The organism is Pseudomonas sp. SWRI99, from assembly GCF_014270125.1.
GTDB classification, from domain to species: domain Bacteria; phylum Pseudomonadota; class Gammaproteobacteria; order Pseudomonadales; family Pseudomonadaceae; genus Aquipseudomonas; species Aquipseudomonas hamedanensis.
The window spans coordinates 46669-63810 of record NZ_JABWQR010000017.1 but is presented as its reverse complement, the minus strand read 5'-3'; the positions used below and the strand labels follow the sequence as shown (position 1 = coordinate 63810).

General features: G+C 60.9%; 17 protein-coding genes. 12 read left to right on the top strand and 5 right to left on the bottom strand.

Annotated features, from left to right (window positions below):
- Positions 1–352: 352 nt before the first annotated feature.
- Together rpmB and rpmG are read left to right on the top strand one after the other, a co-directional pair.
- Positions 353–586, top strand: coding sequence for a 50S ribosomal protein L28 (gene rpmB, locus HU743_RS15520; protein ID WP_007920377.1), 234 nt, complete (start codon positions 353–355; stop codon positions 584–586).
- An 11-nt stretch (positions 587–597) separates the two neighbouring features.
- Positions 598–753, top strand: coding sequence for a 50S ribosomal protein L33 (gene rpmG, locus HU743_RS15515; protein ID WP_016772554.1), 156 nt, complete (start codon positions 598–600; stop codon positions 751–753).
- A 203-nt stretch (positions 754–956) separates the two neighbouring features.
- Here rpmG and HU743_RS15510 read toward each other — a convergent pair whose 3' ends face one another.
- A complete protein-coding gene (locus tag HU743_RS15510) occupies positions 957–1319 on the bottom strand; it encodes a cupin domain-containing protein (protein WP_186649552.1) in 363 nt (120 codons plus the stop codon).
- A 227-nt stretch (positions 1320–1546) separates the two neighbouring features.
- On the opposite strand from HU743_RS15510, the gene HU743_RS15505 reads away from it, so the two are divergent.
- Entirely contained in the window at positions 1547–3040 is a 1494-nt protein-coding gene (locus tag HU743_RS15505; RefSeq protein WP_186549742.1) for an aldehyde dehydrogenase, read from the top strand.
- A gap of 189 nt (positions 3041–3229) precedes the next feature.
- On the top strand, positions 3230–4375 hold the full coding sequence (locus tag HU743_RS15500; RefSeq protein ID WP_186649550.1) for an MFS transporter: 1146 nt from the start codon (positions 3230–3232) through the stop codon (positions 4373–4375).
- A gap of 133 nt (positions 4376–4508) precedes the next feature.
- On the opposite strand, the gene HU743_RS15495 is transcribed toward HU743_RS15500, so the two are convergent.
- Positions 4509–6071 (bottom strand): phospholipase D-like domain-containing protein, encoded by a 1563-nt coding sequence (locus HU743_RS15495; RefSeq protein ID WP_186630861.1) that lies wholly within the window; start codon positions 6069–6071, stop codon positions 4509–4511.
- A gap of 342 nt (positions 6072–6413) precedes the next feature.
- Between HU743_RS15495 and HU743_RS15490 the strand changes: the two genes are divergently transcribed.
- The 4 genes from HU743_RS15490 (at position 6414) to HU743_RS15475 (ending at position 10927) form a co-directional block, all read left to right on the top strand.
- On the top strand, positions 6414–7076 hold the full coding sequence (locus HU743_RS15490; protein WP_186649547.1) for a DUF1120 domain-containing protein: 663 nt from the start codon (positions 6414–6416) through the stop codon (positions 7074–7076).
- Positions 7077–7241: 165 nt separating this feature from the next.
- A complete protein-coding gene (locus tag HU743_RS15485; protein ID WP_186649544.1) occupies positions 7242–7949 on the top strand; it encodes a fimbria/pilus chaperone family protein in 708 nt (235 codons plus the stop codon).
- The gene (locus tag HU743_RS15480; RefSeq protein WP_186649542.1) at positions 7949–10369 is read left to right on the top strand and encodes a fimbria/pilus outer membrane usher protein; all 2421 of its coding nucleotides are present in this window, start codon (positions 7949–7951) and stop codon (positions 10367–10369) included. The genes HU743_RS15485 and HU743_RS15480 overlap by 1 nt, the downstream gene beginning before the upstream one ends.
- Positions 10370–10384: 15 nt before the next feature.
- The gene (locus HU743_RS15475) at positions 10385–10927 is read left to right on the top strand and encodes a hypothetical protein (RefSeq protein WP_186649541.1); all 543 of its coding nucleotides are present in this window, start codon (positions 10385–10387) and stop codon (positions 10925–10927) included.
- A gap of 12 nt (positions 10928–10939) precedes the next feature.
- Here HU743_RS15475 and HU743_RS15470 read toward each other — a convergent pair whose 3' ends face one another.
- Positions 10940–12367, bottom strand: a complete 1428-nt coding sequence (locus tag HU743_RS15470) for a PLP-dependent aminotransferase family protein (protein WP_186649539.1) — start codon at positions 12365–12367, stop codon at positions 10940–10942.
- Positions 12368–12543: 176 nt separating this feature from the next.
- Here HU743_RS15470 and HU743_RS15465 point away from each other — a divergent pair, with 176 nt between their 5' ends.
- Positions 12544–12786: a DUF1127 domain-containing protein gene (locus tag HU743_RS15465; RefSeq protein WP_186619248.1), complete on the top strand. Its 243-nt coding sequence runs from the start codon at positions 12544–12546 to the stop codon at positions 12784–12786.
- 119 nt (positions 12787–12905) lie between these two features.
- Here HU743_RS15465 and HU743_RS15460 read toward each other — a convergent pair whose 3' ends face one another.
- Positions 12906–14216 carry an FAD-binding oxidoreductase gene (locus HU743_RS15460; RefSeq protein WP_186649537.1) on the bottom strand — a complete coding sequence of 437 codons (1311 nt, stop codon included), beginning with the start codon at positions 14214–14216 and terminating at the stop codon, positions 12906–12908.
- 146 nt (positions 14217–14362) lie between these two features.
- On the opposite strand from HU743_RS15460, the gene HU743_RS15455 reads away from it, so the two are divergent.
- Positions 14363–14716 (top strand): YkgJ family cysteine cluster protein, encoded by a 354-nt coding sequence (locus tag HU743_RS15455; RefSeq protein WP_186649535.1) that lies wholly within the window; start codon positions 14363–14365, stop codon positions 14714–14716.
- Between the two features lie 143 nt (positions 14717–14859).
- Here HU743_RS15455 and HU743_RS15450 read toward each other — a convergent pair whose 3' ends face one another.
- Positions 14860–15348, bottom strand: a complete 489-nt coding sequence (locus HU743_RS15450; RefSeq protein ID WP_010465173.1) for an Lrp/AsnC ligand binding domain-containing protein — start codon at positions 15346–15348, stop codon at positions 14860–14862.
- Between the two features lie 154 nt (positions 15349–15502).
- On the opposite strand from HU743_RS15450, the gene dadA reads away from it, so the two are divergent.
- Both dadA and HU743_RS15440 read left to right on the top strand, forming a co-directional pair.
- Positions 15503–16807, top strand: coding sequence for a D-amino acid dehydrogenase (gene dadA / locus HU743_RS15445; RefSeq protein WP_186649533.1), 1305 nt, complete (start codon positions 15503–15505; stop codon positions 16805–16807).
- On the top strand, positions 16779–17132 hold the full coding sequence (locus tag HU743_RS15440) for a RidA family protein (RefSeq protein ID WP_016772564.1): 354 nt from the start codon (positions 16779–16781) through the stop codon (positions 17130–17132). Before dadA ends, HU743_RS15440 begins: the two co-directional genes overlap by 29 nt.
- Positions 17133–17142 lie beyond the last annotated feature (10 nt).

Genomic DNA, 17142 nt, shown 5'->3' with positions numbered 1-17142 from the left:
TTGCATTTTCAGGGGCATGCTGATGCGGTTCCGCTCGATAACGGCGTGATGAAAAGTCTGAATCCCCTGTAAGATGGGATTTCTGCGACGAGTGGTCAAAATCGGTTGCGGCCTTTGTCCAAGGCGCTCGCAGCGGGAAAAAACGCCTTTTTGCCGATTGATTGCACACCGATTGTTGTTGCTCCCCGGTCTTTCTGGTATAAAGCAGCGCTCTTTTCTAGGGGCCCGGTTCCTTCACTGTAGGTGTAGCCGGTAAGACCTCTAAAGAAACGCGGCGCCTGGCGCCAAATGACTGAGAGATTAAGCGGCCAACCCATGCCGGGTTGGGCATGTGGTTTTAGAGGGCTGAGGCATGTCGAGAGTCTGTCAAGTTACCGGTAAGGGTCCGGTGACTGGGAATAACATTTCCCACGCAAACAACAAAACCCGTCGTCGTTTCCTGCCGAACCTGCAGCATCACCGCTTCTGGGTTGAAGAAGAGAAACGTTTTGTGCGTCTGCGCGTATCTGCCAAAGGCATGCGTATCATCGACAAGCGTGGCATCACTGTCGTGCTCGCCGAACTTCGCCGCGATGGCAAGATTTAAGGGAGCTAATCATGCGTGAATTGATTCGTTTGATCTCGAGCGCCGGTACTGGTCACTTCTACACTACCGACAAGAACAAGCGTACTACCCCGGACAAAATCGAGATCAAGAAATATGATCCGGTTGTTCGCAAGCACGTGATGTACAAGGAAGGCAAAATCAAGTAATTGATTTTTCCTGACTGCGAAAAAGGCCCGTATCGTGAGATGCGGGCCTTTTTTTTGCCTTGGATTCTGCGGTGACCGGTTGGGCTTCATCGCTGGCAAGCCAGCTCCCACATTCATCGCCAGTCCTCACTGAACCTGTGTCATGCACAAAACCTGTGGGAGCTGGCTTGCCAGCGATGAGGGCCGATCAGCCAGCAAACATCTCAAGCCTTCTGTTCAAAAATCACATAAACCTTGCGGCAAGCCTCCAGCACTTCCCACGTCCCGCGAAACCCCGCCGGAATCACAAAGCGATCGCCCACCCGCAAGGTCTTGGCATTGCCGTCGCTGTCACGCAGCACCGAAACTCCCTGGAGAATTTCGCAATACTCATGCTCGGTGTAGTTCACCGTCCACTGACCCACCGCGCCTTCCCACACGCCCACACCCATCTGCCCGCATGGGCTGTCGTACTGGTGAAACACCGCCTGCTCAGGGTCGCCCTTGAGCACTTTGGTCGGGTCCGGGCGATAGCGCTCGGCTTCGCTGCTGGCCTGGCTGATGTCGACGACGTTCTGGATGTTCATTGTTGTTTTCTCCCGCAATGACGGCGCGTTGGCTGGAATGGGCCAAAGTCTATGTTTATTAAAATGAACACGGCAAGGCCGTATCGCTGGCTTATGTCAAATATATTGAAACAAACCCGGCCGCTGGTTTAGGGTGGCGGGTGCCTTGGGCCGAAAGTGCAGGCTGGCCGGGCAGTATTCTTGAAGAGCGCCGCAGCGCTTGTATTCAATAAGAGGAGGACACCCGAATGACCACCCTGACTCGTGCCGACTGGGAACAACGCGCCCGCGATCTGAAAATCGAAGGTCGCGCCTTTTTGAATGGCGAATACACCGACGCCGTCTCCGGCGAAACCTTCGAATGCATCAGCCCGGTCGATGGCCGTCTGCTCGGCAAAATCGCCAGCTGTGACGCCGCCGACGCCGACCGTGCCGTGGAAAACGCCCGCGCCACTTTCAATTCCGGCGTCTGGTCGCGCCTGGCGCCGACCAAACGCAAAGCCACGATGATCCGCTTTGCCAGCCTGCTGAAACAGCATGCGGAAGAACTGGCGCTGCTCGAAACCCTCGACATGGGCAAGCCGATCAGCGATTCGCTGTACATCGACGTACCGGGCGCAGCGCAGGCGCTGAGCTGGAGTGGTGAAGCGATCGACAAGATTTACGACGAAGTCGCGGCGACCCCGCACGACCAACTGGGTCTGGTGACGCGTGAGCCGGTGGGCGTGGTCGCTGCCATCGTGCCGTGGAACTTCCCGCTGATGATGGCTTGCTGGAAACTCGGTCCGGCGCTGTCGACCGGTAACTCGGTGGTGCTCAAACCGTCGGAAAAATCGCCGCTGACCGCTATCCGCATCGCTGCGTTGGCCGTTGAAGCCGGGATTCCGAAAGGCGTACTCAACGTGCTGCCGGGCTATGGCCACACCGTCGGCAAGGCGTTGGGTCTGCACAATGACGTCGATACGCTGGTATTTACCGGTTCGACCAAAATCGCCAAGCAACTGATGGTCTACGCCGGCGAATCGAACATGAAGCGCGTCTGGCTGGAAGCTGGCGGCAAGAGCCCGAACATCGTCTTCGCTGATGCGCCGGACCTGCAAGCTGCCGCCGAGTCCGCCGCCAGCGCCATCGCCTTCAACCAGGGCGAGGTCTGCACCGCCGGTTCGCGTCTGCTGGTCGAGCGTTCGATCAAGGACACATTCTTGCCGATGGTGATCGAGGCGTTGAAAACCTGGAAACCGGGTAACCCGCTGGACCCGGCGACAAACGTCGGCGCGCTGGTCGACACCCAGCAAATGAACACTGTGCTGTCCTACATCGAATCCGGCCACAGCGATGGCGCCAAACTGGTCGCGGGCGGCAAGCGCATCCTTCAGGAAACCGGTGGCACCTACGTTGAGCCAACGATTTTTGACGGCGTGAGCAACGCCATGAAGATTGCTCAGGAAGAAATTTTCGGCCCGGTGCTGTCGGTGATTGCTTTCGATACCGCCGAAGAAGCCATCCAGATTGCCAACGACACGCCATACGGTCTGGCCGCAGCGGTGTGGACTCAGGACATTTCCAAGGCGCATCTGACCGCCAAGGCCTTGCGCGCCGGCAGCGTGTGGGTCAACCAGTACGACGGCGGCGACATGACCGCACCGTTCGGTGGCTTCAAGCAGTCGGGCAACGGTCGCGACAAATCGCTGCACGCGTTCGACAAGTACACCGAGCTGAAGGCGACTTGGATCAAGCTGTAGGTCGTTAAAAAGGATCTGTTTGCGAGAGCAGATCCTCCAAACGAAGCAGATCCCCTGTGGGAGCGAGCCTGCTCGCGAAAGCGGTGTACCAGTCAGCAAATTCGCTGAATGTGGAACCGTATTCGCGAGCAGGCTCGCTCCCACAGTGGTTTGGCGTATTCATAAAAACAATCCACAGGAGCGTGGAACATGCGGTGGGCGACGTATTTCGCCGTGTTGGCGTCTGTCTTGAGTGTCGGTCTGGCCCTTGGGGTCAGCATGCCGTTGGTGTCGTTGCGCCTGGAGGGCTGGGGTTATGGCTCGTTCGCCATCGGTGTGATGGCGGCGATGCCGGCGATCGGGGTGCTACTGGGCGCGAAGGTTTCCAGCCACCTCGCCGCGTATTTCGGCACGGCGAACCTGATGCGTCTGTGCCTGTGGGCCGGGGCATTGTCGATCGGTTTGCTGGCGCTGTTGCCGAGCTACCCGATCTGGCTGGTGTTGCGCCTGATGATCGGCGTGATCCTGACCATCGTGTTTATTCTGGGCGAAAGCTGGATCAATCAGTTGGTGGTCGAAAACTGGCGCGGGCGGCTGGTTGCTTTGTATGGCAGCAGCTACGCGTTGAGCCAACTGTCCGGTCCGCTGCTGCTGGGGGCGCTCGGCACTGAACATGATTACGGTTTTTGGGTGGGGGTCGGTCTGCTGACCGTCTCGCCGTTGTTGCTCTTGGGGCGCAGTGGCGCGCCCGGCAGTGAGGCCAGCAGCGTAACCTTCAGCGAGTTGTGGGGCTTTGCCCGCGAGTTGCCGGCGATTGCCTGGGCGGTGTCGTTGTTTGCCGCGTTCGAAGCGATGATCCTGACCTTGTTGCCGGTGTATTGCCTGCAACAGGGCTTCACGGCGGACATCGCTTTGGCGATGGTCAGCACCGTGGTGGTCGGCGACGCACTGCTGCAGTTGCCGATTGGCGCCTTGGCCGATTATCTGTCGCGACGCACGCTGTTTGCCGGTTGTGCGGTGGTGTTGATGCTGTCGAGTCTGGCGATACCGGCGTTACTCGATACGCTGCTGATCTGGCCATTGTGGGTGTTGTTCGGTGCGAGTGCCGGCGGCTTGTTTACCCTTTCGCTGATCCTGATTGGCGAGCGTTATCGCGACGACGCGCTGGTGCGGGCCAATGCGCATATTGCCCAGCTGTGGGGCGTTGGTTGTCTGGTCGGGCCGCTGGCGGCGGGGGCGGGGAGTCAGTGGATCAACGGGCATGCGTTGCCGCTGCTGATGGCGGTGGGGGCGTTCGGGTTGGTGCTGCTGTTATTGCGCCAAGGCGCTTTCGGCCCGATGACCGAGCCTGCCTGATACGGCGTTTCGGATAAACAATGTGGCGAGGGAGCTTGCTCCCGCTTGAGTGCGCAGCGCTCACAAGATCTTTGGGGCAGCTGCGCAGCCCAGCGGGAGCAAGCTCCCTCGCCACAATTAGTCCGCTGTCTGATTACAGCATCCGCTCCAGGCCTACGCTGGTGCTGAACCATGAGTTGAAGCGCCGCCACCAGCTCCCCGGTTCTTTGGTCAGCGTATGCATCTGGCCGTTGTCCTCGGTGACCCAGACAACCTGGCCGTGTTCAAGTTTTGCCTGGTAACTCAAGGTCGGCGCCATGCCTTGCAGCGCCAGTGCGCGCACATGCTCGGCAAGTTCCGGGCTGTCGACCAGGACGCCGACTTCGGTGTTCCACAGCACTGAGCGCGGATCGAAATTGAACGAGCCGATAAACGATTTGCGTCGATCGAAGATGATCGCCTTGCTGTGCAGGCTGGAATCCGAGCCGCGATACGAGCGGCTGTAGAAGACTCGCGGGCCGCTGCCGTAGTTATCCCCAGGCTGACGCCGCAGCTCATAGAGTTTTACCCCATGCTCCAGCAAGGCCTTGCGATACGGCGCGTAACCGCCATGCACCGCTGGCACGTCGGTGGCCTCCAGCGAATTGGTCAACAGGCTCACGGCAACCCCGGCATCGGCGCGCCCGGTCAGGTAGACGAGCCCTGGCTGGCCCGGCACGAAATATGCCGAAATCATGACCAGCTCTTTGCTCACCCCGGTCAGTTCCGGGCCTAACTGCGTGGTCAGCAGAAGGTGCGGATCTGGCTCGCCCTTGGACAACACCTTGCTCGGTGCGTCCCACAACGCCTGATTCCACGCCCAGATCAGCTCTTTGCGCCAGATGTCCATGCGCGGGTCGGTGGTGAATTTCATCAGTTGTTGATACAGCGCGTGGTTCTGCTTGCGGGTTTCTTCCAGCGATTCCTCAAGGCGTGTACGCGTGTTCTGCAGATCCCTGGCAGTGGGTTGGCTGGAGAGGAATTCGTCGATCGGTTTGCTCAGCGCGCTGTTCCAGTACTGGTCGAAACTGTGCCCGAGCTGCTCGGCCACCGGGCCGATGCTGAGCATGTCGATATCCGTGAAATTCAGATTGGGTTCGGCGTCGAAATATTCATCACCCAGATTGCGCCCGCCGACGATGGCCGCGCTGTTATCTGCCAGCCACAGTTTGTTGTGCATGCGTCGGTGCTGCACGGACAGATTGAACAGCCGTCCCGCCGCCCGCGTGACGCCAGTGCTGCGCCCCAGGTGCAGTGGGTTGAACAAGCGAATCTGGATCTGCGGATGCGCCGCCAGCGTGGCGATGATCTGATCGAGGCCATCGCTGGTGGTGTCGTCGAGCAAGATGCGCACACGCACGCCGCGGTCGGCAGCCTTGAGCACTTCATCCACCAGCATCCGCGTGCTGATGCCGTCGTGGACGATGTAGTACTGCAAATCGAGGCTGACCTGGGCATGGCGAATCAGCTCCGCCCGGGCGGTAAACGCCTCGCCGCTGTCAGAGAGCAGGCGAAACCCCGATTGCCCTTTGTAGGGGGCAGCCTGCGCCTGAATCGAACGGCCGAACGCTGACTCTTTCGCCGGCAAAGCCTGGCTGGGTTGCCGAGGGACATCAACAGTCGCGCAACCGGCAAGTAGCAGCAAGAGCAACGGTACCAGCGGCTGGGGGAGTCCGATTCTCAAGTCAGATTTCTCCGCTCAGGGGTGGGGCCTGGAGTATGGCACGCCGGTGATGAAGTGTTGTTCGCGGCGAGGGCAGTCGATCCGTGGGGCAGGGCAGAGCGGTTTGTAGTCTGTGACTGTCGGTCGGATGCAGGGTATTCAACAAACTGACGAATTTTCCGGCTCTGATCAGCTACGTGTTGCAGCGATTTTTCCAACATGCATTGTTACCTCCTCTTACATCGCTGGGCGCAAGTAATCGGAATAATGACAACGCAGAGAAGGACATTTCCGTTTTTCATGCAGAAGAAATCCACTTGGCTGTCATCTTTCGATTCTTATGGAGTGAGAATTTTCATGCGCAAAACCTTTCGTGCAATTGCTGTCGCAAGCGCCCTGATACCGACATTGGCCATGGCCGATAGTGCGGATCTGTCGATCACCGGGACCATCATCCCGACCTCGTGCATCCCTGGATTTTCCGGGGGAAATACCGTGGAGCTGGGCAATATTCCTGCCAGTTCGCTGAACCGTGACCGGCAGACCGAGCTGCAAAACCACAACATCACGCTTAGCGTCAATTGCTCGGCAAACGCGCCCATGGCGATCAAAGTGCATGACAACCAGGCCAGTACTCAGTTGCCCGGGATTGTTGTCGATGGTACGGACTGGGCGATGTACATCTACGGCATTGGCGAAGTGGCCGGCGCCAAGATCGGTGGCTACGGTTTGCGCTTCGGTACACCCACTGTTGATGGTCAGCCTTCCATGGTCATGTACAAGCAAGGGGGTATGGACAACTGGACCAGCCCCGAGACGGCCAAACTGGTGGGCAAGAACGCCGAGGGTGGCAACCTTCGCTACTCATGGGGCGCGTCCCTCGCGGCAGGCCCGACACCGGGCGTCGTGCACATCTTTCCCATGACGCTGGTGCCGGTTATCGGACCCGCGCAGGACCTTCCGATTACCTCCGAGATCGCCCTTAACGGTTCGGCGACATTCGAGCTGCTCTACCTCTGACGTGACGCGCACTGCTGCCATGCATTGGGTTGGCAGTGCTGAAAAAACGCAGTGACTTTCGACCGGCGCCGGGTTTTTTTCGGGCCTGTTACGTTCAATCAAAACAACGAATTGGCCCGCGGCCCGGCATCAATGCCGGCTGCGCGCGTGCCTGTGGGAAACGAGATGAACGCCTTCGTGCGCAACGTCATTGCCAGCGTGCTGCTGGCTGTTTCATGGCTGCCGGGTGCGAGCCAGGCGGCGGGGATGGTTCCGGAAACACCGGTCATGGTGTTGGAGGAAGGAGTGGGCGAGGCGGCAATCAATGTCACCAACAGCGAGTCACATCCGGCGCTGCTGCACACATCGGTCCAAGATGTACCGCAGGACACCGAGTCCCTGTTATTGCTCACACCGCCCGTAGCCCGGGTTGAACCTGGCGCCACCCAGCGGGTGCGATTCATCCTGCGCAGCGCCGAGCCGTTGAAGACCGAGCGTCTCAAACGTGTGGTCTTCGAAGGGATCGCGCCGCAGGATTCGACGGGCAAGGCGCGGGTGGATCTGAGCGTGCGACAGAATATCCCGGCGATTCTGCGGCCGGCGAACCTGCTGGTCGATCGCGAGCCATGGAAGCATTTGCGTTGGTCACGCCAGGGCGAGCGGATCGAGGTGCGCAATCCCAGCCCGTATGTTGTACGCCTGCGACACTCGGTGACGTTGCTGCCGGAACAGCAAGCGATGGACTTGGGGCGCACTTACGTCCTGCCCGGCGAAACCCTGACATTGGCTGGGCCTGCCGCGCCGGGTCAGGCGCAGACGAAGGTACGGCTGTACCCGGTGACCACTTACGGTTTCGCCGTTTCGCACTTTGATGCCCCGTTGGGACCGGACTGATGCGACCGGGTTGCGGTGCCGGGCTCTTGCTGGCGGGCGCATTGGGTTATTCATCGATTGGCAGCGCCGCGCCGGCCAGCGTGCAGTTCGATCAGAATCTGCTCAGGTCGCGCGGGCTGGATCCGCGCCTGGCCGAGTATTTCAGTCAGGCGCCGCGCTTTCGCGAGGGCCCGCAGACGGTGACACTGGCGGTCAATGGCGTGCCCAAGGGGCGGTTGCAGGTGACGTTCGATGCCGAGGGCGAGTTGTGTTTTTCGCCCTTGTTGCTCGAGCGTGGCGGCATCAGCCCGCTGGATCGCGTCGGCGCAATAACCGAGCCGGGATGCGAGCTGTTTGCCCGGCGTTTTACCCACGCCGTTGTGCAGGCCGATCCCGCCCGTGGCCACGTCGAACTGCTGGTGCCCACCGATGCCCTGTTGCCTGATAGCCCGACGCGGCGCAGTTTTGCCAATGGCGGTACGGCGGGTCTCATCAATTACGATGCATTGATGCTCGGTAGCCGCTATGCCGGGCAATCCTCGCAGTACCGTAGCCTCAATGCCGAGTTGGGCCTGAACACCGCAGATTGGGCGTTTCGAAGCCGCCAAGGGTATAGCGAGTCCGGCGGCGAGGGGCGCGTCGAGCACTTGAATGCCTATGCTTCGCACACCTTTGAACGTTACCAGGCAAACCTGCAATTAGGGCAACTGAACATGCTCTCGCCGCTGTTTTCCGCAGAGTCTTTCAACGGCCTGCAATTGCAGCCGGAGCTGGCGTTGATGGAGCTGGACGAGGACAGCGCCGGTGCCAGAGTCGAGGGCATTGCCTATTCCTCGGCCCGGATCGAAGTCACCCAGAGCGGCGCGCTTATCTACACCACCGTGGTGCCCAGCGGGCCGTTTACCCTGGTGGGGCTGCCGTTGCTCAGTCAGAACGCGGATCTGGAAGTCACGGTGCACGAGGAGAGCGGCCAGCAGCGGCGTTTTATTGTGCCGGCAACGCAACTGCGCGGTGCGCTGCCGGGGCGGACGGCGGGTTATGGCTTGGCCGCCGGGCAAGTGCGGCGTTATTCGGGGGACGAGCGTGATGCGCCGTCATTTGTCGCCGCGAGTAAGGATTGGCGCTTGGGTCCACGTTGGCAGGCCACGGGTGGAGCCATGTTCGGTACGGGGTATGAGGCCGTGGGCTGGGCCGTGCAAACAGCCGTCGGCGATCGTCTGGTGCTGGGCGGGCGGCAAGTGGTCTCCCGGGTGCAAGATCAGGCGCTGGCTGGGACGCAGATGCGCTGGACGGCCAATGGTCTGCTCGGCGAAACGCTGTCAGCCAGTTTGGCAATGACCCGCCAGACCCGGGATTTCCGCACGTTGTCGGACACCACCTGGGATCCGCGCCAGGATCAGCCCTTGCAACGGGTACGCGATCAGCTGACGGCGAGCCTGAGTGTCAGCAGCCATGCGCTGGGCGGGTTGTCTGGGAGCTACTCACGAATGGCCATGTTCGATGGCTCGACCACCTCCAGAGTGGCGGTGGCCTGGTCGCAGCTACTGCGCCGGACCAGCGTGTCCTTGACGGTAGAGCGCGATGTCGCGGACTCCGAGGACGATGCGCGGGGGATGGCGGTCTATCTGAGCGTCAGCCTGCCCCTGGGTGCTCGCCAGGCCATGCGCGGCTACGTTCGCAATGATCAGCTCAGCGGCACGCGCAGCGGTTTGCGATTCAATGAGCAATTGAGCGATAACCTGGCCTATAGCGTCGGCGCCGAGCGACCGGATCACGGCCGGGTCGGCTACAACGCCCGGGTCAATCTGTTGCCACGTTACAGTCAACTGGACATCGGCTACGCACACAGCGGGGCGGGCGACCAGAGCTATGACGTGGGCCTGCGTGGTGGGGTGCTGCTACATGCGCAAGGCGTGACGCTGTCGCCCTATTCGTTGCGCGATACCTTCGCCTTGCTCAAGGCGGGCGACAGCGCCGGGATCAAGCTCAACACCCCGCGCGGCCCGGTGTGGACGGACTACGCCGGCCACGCCGTCGCGGCCAGTCTGCCGGCCTACAGCAAAGGGCGGGTTGAACTCGATACCGCGAGCCTTGGGCGTAATGTCGACGTACACAACGCTTATCAGGAAATCGAGACCGGACGTAACGCGGTGGCACATCTGGCCTTCGACATCGTCACCGCGCGACGTGTGCTTCTACAAGCGCGCACGGCAGACAACGTACTGATACAAAAGGGTGTCGGCGTGTTCGACGAGCAGGGGCAATACGTCACCAGCGTGCTGGAGGCCGGGCGGATTTTTCTGTCGGACGTGCAGCCGGACCTGCAATTGCACGTGCTGTTGGCGGACGGCCAACGGTGCAACCTTGAGTTCGCCATGGACGAGGCGCGTGACCTCGACACGCTCTATGAATCCGCCACAGCCATCTGCCGCACTGTCTGAAAAGGGAAAAGCACCATGCGAGGATTGAAAGCCGTTGCGTTGAGCGGGTTGTCGTTGAGCTTGCTGATGTTCGTTTTTCCAGCGCCGGCGCACGCCGAATGCACGGTCAGGCTCGGCCCGGCGGCCATCGATTTTGGCTCGACGACGCGCGGGCAATTGCTGGCGCAATCAGTGCACAGTGACCCGTTGAGTTTTGGTCTGCGGCGGGCCCAGGCTCATGTCCAGTGCGAGCGGAGCCGCTTGATGCGTCTGGAGCTGGTGGGTGCGGCAGCCGACGCCGGGCATTACCGCTTCGGCGCCGGAACGCTTCAGGTGCGGGTGCTGGCGGTGCGGCTCGATGGCAAAGCGGTGCAATGGCTTAGCGAAGGACAGGGGGAAGAACCCGATGCGCGCGTCTGGCGTCCGGGCGTCCGCTTGGTCCCAGCGATTGCGGACGCAGGCGTTGAAGGCCAGCGCATGGAAATCGAGCTGGAGTTTGAGGCCGGCGTTGCGTCAGCCAACACGCGGGTCAGCGACCTGACCCGGTTCGACAGCGAACTGAAGTTTGTCCTGCGCTGAGGCGTTCCGGCGTCAGAAGGCGGGGTTCTCGGCAAGCAGCTTGATCGCCGCTGCGCCCACCTTGCGCACGGCCTCTTCTATCTGCGCTGTCGGTTTCGCCGCGTAGTTCATGCGCAGGCAATTACGGTACTTGCCCGAAGCGGAAAAGATGCTGCCGACAGCAATCTGTACGCCCTGGTCGTGCAGCGCGCGATTGAGTTTCAGGGTGTCGAAGCCTTCCGGCAGTTCCACCCACAGCATAAAGCTGCCCTGCGGACGGCTGGCGCGGGTGCCGGCGGGGAAGTAGCGGGTGACCCAGTCGATCATCGCGTCACGATTGCGCTGGTACTGCATGCGCATGCGCCGCAAGTGCGGCTCGAAATGCCCGGCCTTGATAAATTCGGCGATGGCGATCTGCGGTTGCGGCGCGGTCGATCCGGTGCTGATGTATTTCATGTGCAGCACGCGTTCGAGGTATCGCCCCGGCGCGACCCAACCGATGCGCAGCCCCGGCGCCAGGGTTTTGGAAAACGAACTGCACAACAGCACCCGGCCGTCTTCGTCGAACGATTTGATCGTGCGTGGCCGCGGGTAGGTGTAGGCCAGTTCGCCGTACACATCGTCTTCGATGATCGCCACGTCGAAGCGCTGCGCCAGGTTGAGCAGGGCGCGTTTGCGCGACTCGGGCATGATGTAGCCGAGCGGGTTGTTGCAGTTCGGCGTGAGCTGAATGACTTTGATCGGCCACTGCTCGAGCGCCAGTTCCAGCGCTTCGAGGCTGATGCCGGTGAGGGGATCGGTGGGGATTTCCAGGGCTTTCATGCCCAGCCCCTTCAGCGTCTGCATGGCGCCGTGAAAACTCGGCGAATCCACCGCGACGATGTCCCCCGGCTCGCAGATCGCGTGGATGCCGGTGGACAGCGCTTCGTGACAACCGGTGGTGATGACCAGCTCGCTGGCGCTCAACTGGCAACCAGAATCGAGCATCAGGCGCGCGATCTGTTCACGCAGTTCGAGATTGCCGTGGATGTTGTCGTAATACAGACCGGGCATGTCCTGCCGGCGACTGATCCGTGCCAGACCGCGCAAAAGCGGCTTCATGGTCGGCGAACCGACATCGGGCATGCCGCGACCCAACTGCACGACGTCCTTGCGCGGGACCGCGCGGATCAACTCCAGTACCTGATCCCACTGCGAAATCTCCACCGGCCGTTGCGCCGGGCGGCCAATGGCCGGTAGTTCCGGCAGTTCGCGACCGACCGGCACAAAGTAGCCCGACTTGGGTTTTGGCGTGGCCAGGCCGCTGTCTTCGAGCATGCGATAGGCCTGCTGCACCGTGCTGAGGCTGACGCCATGTTCGACGCTCAAGGCTCGCACCGACGGCAAGCGGTCGCCTGGGCGATAGAAGCCTTGTTCGATGCGGGTGCCGAGCAATTCGGCGAGATTCACATACAGAGTCATCACTGCCTCGGTGCAGGTTGGCTGAAAACCAGTACAGATGCGGCAAAAATCGATCATTCAGTCTGCAAATCGGCAAATCTGTATGGAGTTAATACAGTTTGTTTGCGTCTGTAATGGTTTTGCTCGCCCGCGCATCATGGAATCTCTTGCTACCCAAGTAAACAGGAGCTACGAAAATGAACGGCTTGAGCGATGTGCGGCTGACGTTACACAGTCAGGAACTGGCGGCAGGGCAGCGCAACGATGCGCGCAATCTGATGCGCAGCGCGCCGTCCGGCCTGAGCCTCTGGGGTCTGTTCTGGCATCGTCGGCACACGCGCAAGGCCTTGTTGACGCTGACGCCGGAGCAGCTCAAGGATGTCGGGCTGACCCGGGAGCAGGCGCGGGAGGAAGGGCTGAAGCCGTTCTGGCGGATCTGAGATCTGTATCGTTAATGCAGGCCTCATCGCGAGCAGGCTCACTCCTACAGGGAAGATGCGTTTTCAACTGTAGGAGTGAGCCTGCTCGCGATAGGGCCCTTAAAGCCACCGCAACTTTGTCAGACCAGCTCTTTAAGACGGTGCCACAGCATCCCCAACGCCAACAATGGCGAGCGCAAATGCTTGCCGCCGGGGAAGGTGATGTGCGGCACCTTGGCAAACAGATCAAAGCCACCACTGTGTTGCCCGCTGATCGCTTCGGCCAGCAACTTGCCCGCCAGGTGCGTGGCATTCACCCCGTGCCCGGAATAGGCCTGGGCGTAATACACGTTCGGCTGGTCGGCGAGCCGGCCAATCTGCGGCAAACGGTTGGCGCCGATGCCGATCATGCCGCCCCACTGGTAATCGATCTTCACCCCAGCGAGCTGCGGAAAAACCTCAAGCATTTTCGGCCGCATGTAGCCGGCAATATCTTTCGGATCGCGCCCTGAGTAGTGACACGCGCCGCCAAACAACAAGCGCCGATCCGCCGAGAGCCGGTAGTAATCCAGCGCCACCCGCTGGTCGCAGACGGCCATGTTCTGCGGCAGCAGGCTGTGCGCCAGATCATCACTCAACGGTTCAGTGGCGATGATGTAGCTGCCGGCCGGCAGAACTTTGCCACTGAGTTGCGGATTGAGCTCATTGAGGTAAGCGTTGCAGCCCAGCACCAGCGTCTTCGCCCGCACCGAGCCTTGCGCTGTATGTACCTTCACTTGCGGGCCGTAATCGATGCGCGTCACCGCCGAATGTTCGAAGAGTTTTACCCCGAACTGCTGCGCCGCTGCCGCTTCGCCCAAGGCCAGATTCAGTGGATGCAGATGTCCCGAGCCCATGTCGATCAAGCCGCCAGCGTAGCGCGTGGAACCGACCACGGTGTGCATCTCATCGGCTTGCAACAAACGGGTTTCATGGCGATAGCCGAGGCTGCGCAGTTCCTCGGCGTCTTCGGCAAAACCTTCGAGGTCGGAGGGTTTGTTGGCGAGGTCGCAATAGCCCCAGGTCAGGTCACAGGCAACCTGGAAACGCTCGATGCGCTGGCGGACGATTTCCACGGCCTCAAGGCCCATGAGTTTCATCGTGCGCACGCCCTCGGCACCGATGACATTGGCGAACTGATCGAGACCATGGCCGACCCCGCGAATCAGTTGCCCGCCGTTGCGCCCGCTGGCGCCCCAACCGATCTTGTGCGCTTCCAGCAGGACCACATTCAAACCACGCTCGGCCAGTTCCAGTGCCGTGTTCAGCCCGGAAAAGCCGCCGCCGACCACGCAGACATCGGCCACTACCTCACCTTGCAATACCGGATGGTCAGGCTGCGGCAGGCTGCTGGCGGCGTAGTAAGAGGCAACGTGGGGTTGGCTCGCGGTGGTCTGGGCGCGGGCGGTCATGGGCATCATCCAACGGCTGAGTGTCGAGAAAATTTGACGGAGCATAAGCCGCTCGCCCGAAAGACGGCAACCCGGCTGGCCTGCGGTGTCTGCATCGCGGCTTTTGCGGCACAATTGTCGCCTGTTCCCATTCGGTCACCGTTTCGATGAGCTGCAACAGCCAGAAAATCCGCGCCCTGCGTCAGCAGATTCCCTCGTTCGAGTGCGTCCCCGGCTGCCACGACTGCTGCGGCCCGGTGACCACCTCGCCGGAAGAAATGGCCCGCCTGCCGCGCAAGACCCGCGCCGAGCAGGATGCCGCGATGGAAGAACTCAACTGTGTGCATTTGGGGCCGAACGGCTGCACGGTCTATGAAGAGCGGCCGTTGATCTGCCGGTTGTTCGGCACGACCAAGACCTTGCCATGCCCGAACGAGCGGCGGCCGGTGGAGTTGATTCATCCACAGGTGGAGAAGCAGATTTTCGAATACATGGCGGCGAATCGGCAGGTGTTGGTTTAACACGTTCACTTGGAACCCAGTCGACGCCATCGCTGGCAAGCCAGCTCCCACAGGTTCGGCGCCGAGCAGAAGTTTTGTGAACACCCACAATCACTGTGGGAGCTGGCTTGCCAGCGATGGTGCCGGGTCGGGCACCGAAAATCTCAATCCGGAATCGGCAGGCACAGGCTCTCTTTCACCTCTTCCATCACGATATAGCTCTTGGATTCGCGCACATGCGGCAGTTTCAAAAGAATGTCGCCGAGCAGTTTGCGGTAAGAAGCCATCTCGGAAATCCGCGCCTTCACCAGATAGTCGAAATCCCCTGACACCAAATGGCATTCCAGCACATGCGGCAGTTTCAGCACCGCGCGTCGGAACTCTTCGAAAGTGTCGCCGGATTTGTAGTCGAGGCTGATCTCGACGAACACCAGCAGGCTACCCTTCAAGTGTTGCGGATTGAGCCGGGCGTTGTAGCCCATGATGATCCCCTCGCGCTCCAGGCGCCGAACTCGTTCGGTGCACGGCGTGGTCGAGAGGCCGACCTTCTCCCCCAACTCGGTGAAGGAGATTCGCCCGTCCGCCTGCAGGATCCGCAAGATGTTGCGGTCGATCTTGTCCAGCTCACGTTTGGTCTGAGTGTTGGTACGCATAGGGGATGCGCCTCCGTGAAAAGGGTTTTTGCCGAGAATTGTCGCCAAATATAGGCGCTTATACAGTGAAAAGCACTGGCATTTCTTTTTTACACTGCGCTCATCATTGCTCTAACAACACAGCTCGGCGGAAAGCCGCGATGAGGGATTGAAAATGCGCGTCATGGTCTTGGGTAGCGGCGTCATCGGTACCGCCAGTGCTTACTATCTGGCGCGTGCCGGGTTTGAAGTGGTGGTGGTCGACCGGCAGCCAGCCGCGGCCATGGAGACCAGTTTCGCCAACGCCGGCCAAGTGTCGCCGGGCTACGCCTCGCCGTGGGCTGCGCCGGGTGTGCCGCTCAAGGCCATCAAGTGGCTGCTGCAACGCCATGCGCCGCTCGCGATCAAGGCCACTGCCGACATCGACCAATACCTGTGGATGGCGCAAATGCTGCGCAACTGCACCGCCAGCCGTTACGCGGTGAACAAGGAACGCATGGTGCGTCTGTCCGAGTACAGCCGCGACTGCCTCGACGAACTGCGCGCCGAAACCGGTATTGCCTACGAAGGCCGCAGCCTCGGCACGACTCAGTTGTTCCGCACTCAGGCGCAACTGGACAACGCCGCCAAAGACATCGCTGTGCTGAAAGAGTCCGGGGTGCCCTTTGAAGTACTCGACCGCGCCGGTATTGCCCGCGTCGAGCCGGCGCTGGCCGGCGTCACCGACATCCTCGCCGGTGCCCTGCGCTTGCCGAATGACCAGACTGGCGACTGCCAGATCTTCACCACGCGTCTCGCCGAAATGGCGCGCAAACTGGGTGTGGAATTCCGCTTCGGCCAAGACATCCAGAAGCTCGACTATGCTGGTGATCGCATCAACGGCGTCTGGATCGACGGCAAGCTGGAAACCGCCGACCGCTACGTGCTGGCGCTCGGCAGCTACTCGCCACAACTGCTCAAGCCGCTGGGCATCAAGGCTCCGGTCTATCCACTCAAGGGTTACTCGCTGACCGTGCCGATCACCCACCCGGGCATGGCGCCGACGTCGACCATTCTGGATGAGACCTACAAGGTCGCGATCACCCGTTTCGACAACCGCATCCGCGTCGGCGGCATGGCCGAGATCGCCGGTTTTGACCTGTCGCTGAACCCGCGACGGCGCGAAACCCTGGAGATGATCGTCAACGACCTTTATCCTCAGGGCGGCAATCTGGCCGAAGCGAGTTTCTGGACCGGTCTGCGTCCGACCACGCCGGACGGCACGCCGATCGTTGGCGCCACGCCGTTCAAGAACCTCTTCCTCAACACCGGTCACGGCACGCTCGGCTGGACCATGGCATGCGGTTCCGGCCGTTTGCTGGCCGACCTGATGGCGAAGAAAAAGCCACAGATCAGTGCCGAAGGCCTCGATATTTCCCGTTACGGCAACAAGACCCAGGAGTCCGCAAAACATGTCAATCCAGCGCCAGCTCACCAATGAGCGCATGAGTCAGATCGTCAGCCACAACGGCACCGTGTATCTGGCCGGGCAGGTCGGCGACGACTTCGACGCCGGGATTGAGCAGCAGACCCGTGACGTGCTTGCCAACATCGAACGTTTGCTCGATCTGGCCGGGACGGACAAACAGCATTTGCTGTCGGCGACCATCTACCTGAACGACATCGAGGCGCACTTTGCCGGGATGAACGCCGTGTGGGACCAATGGCTGCCCAAAGGCGCCGCGCCGGCCCGCGCCACCGTCGAAGCGAAGATGGCCAAGCCGAGCATTCTGGTGGAGATCTCCATCGTCGCCGCGCTGCCGTAACGTTTCAAAA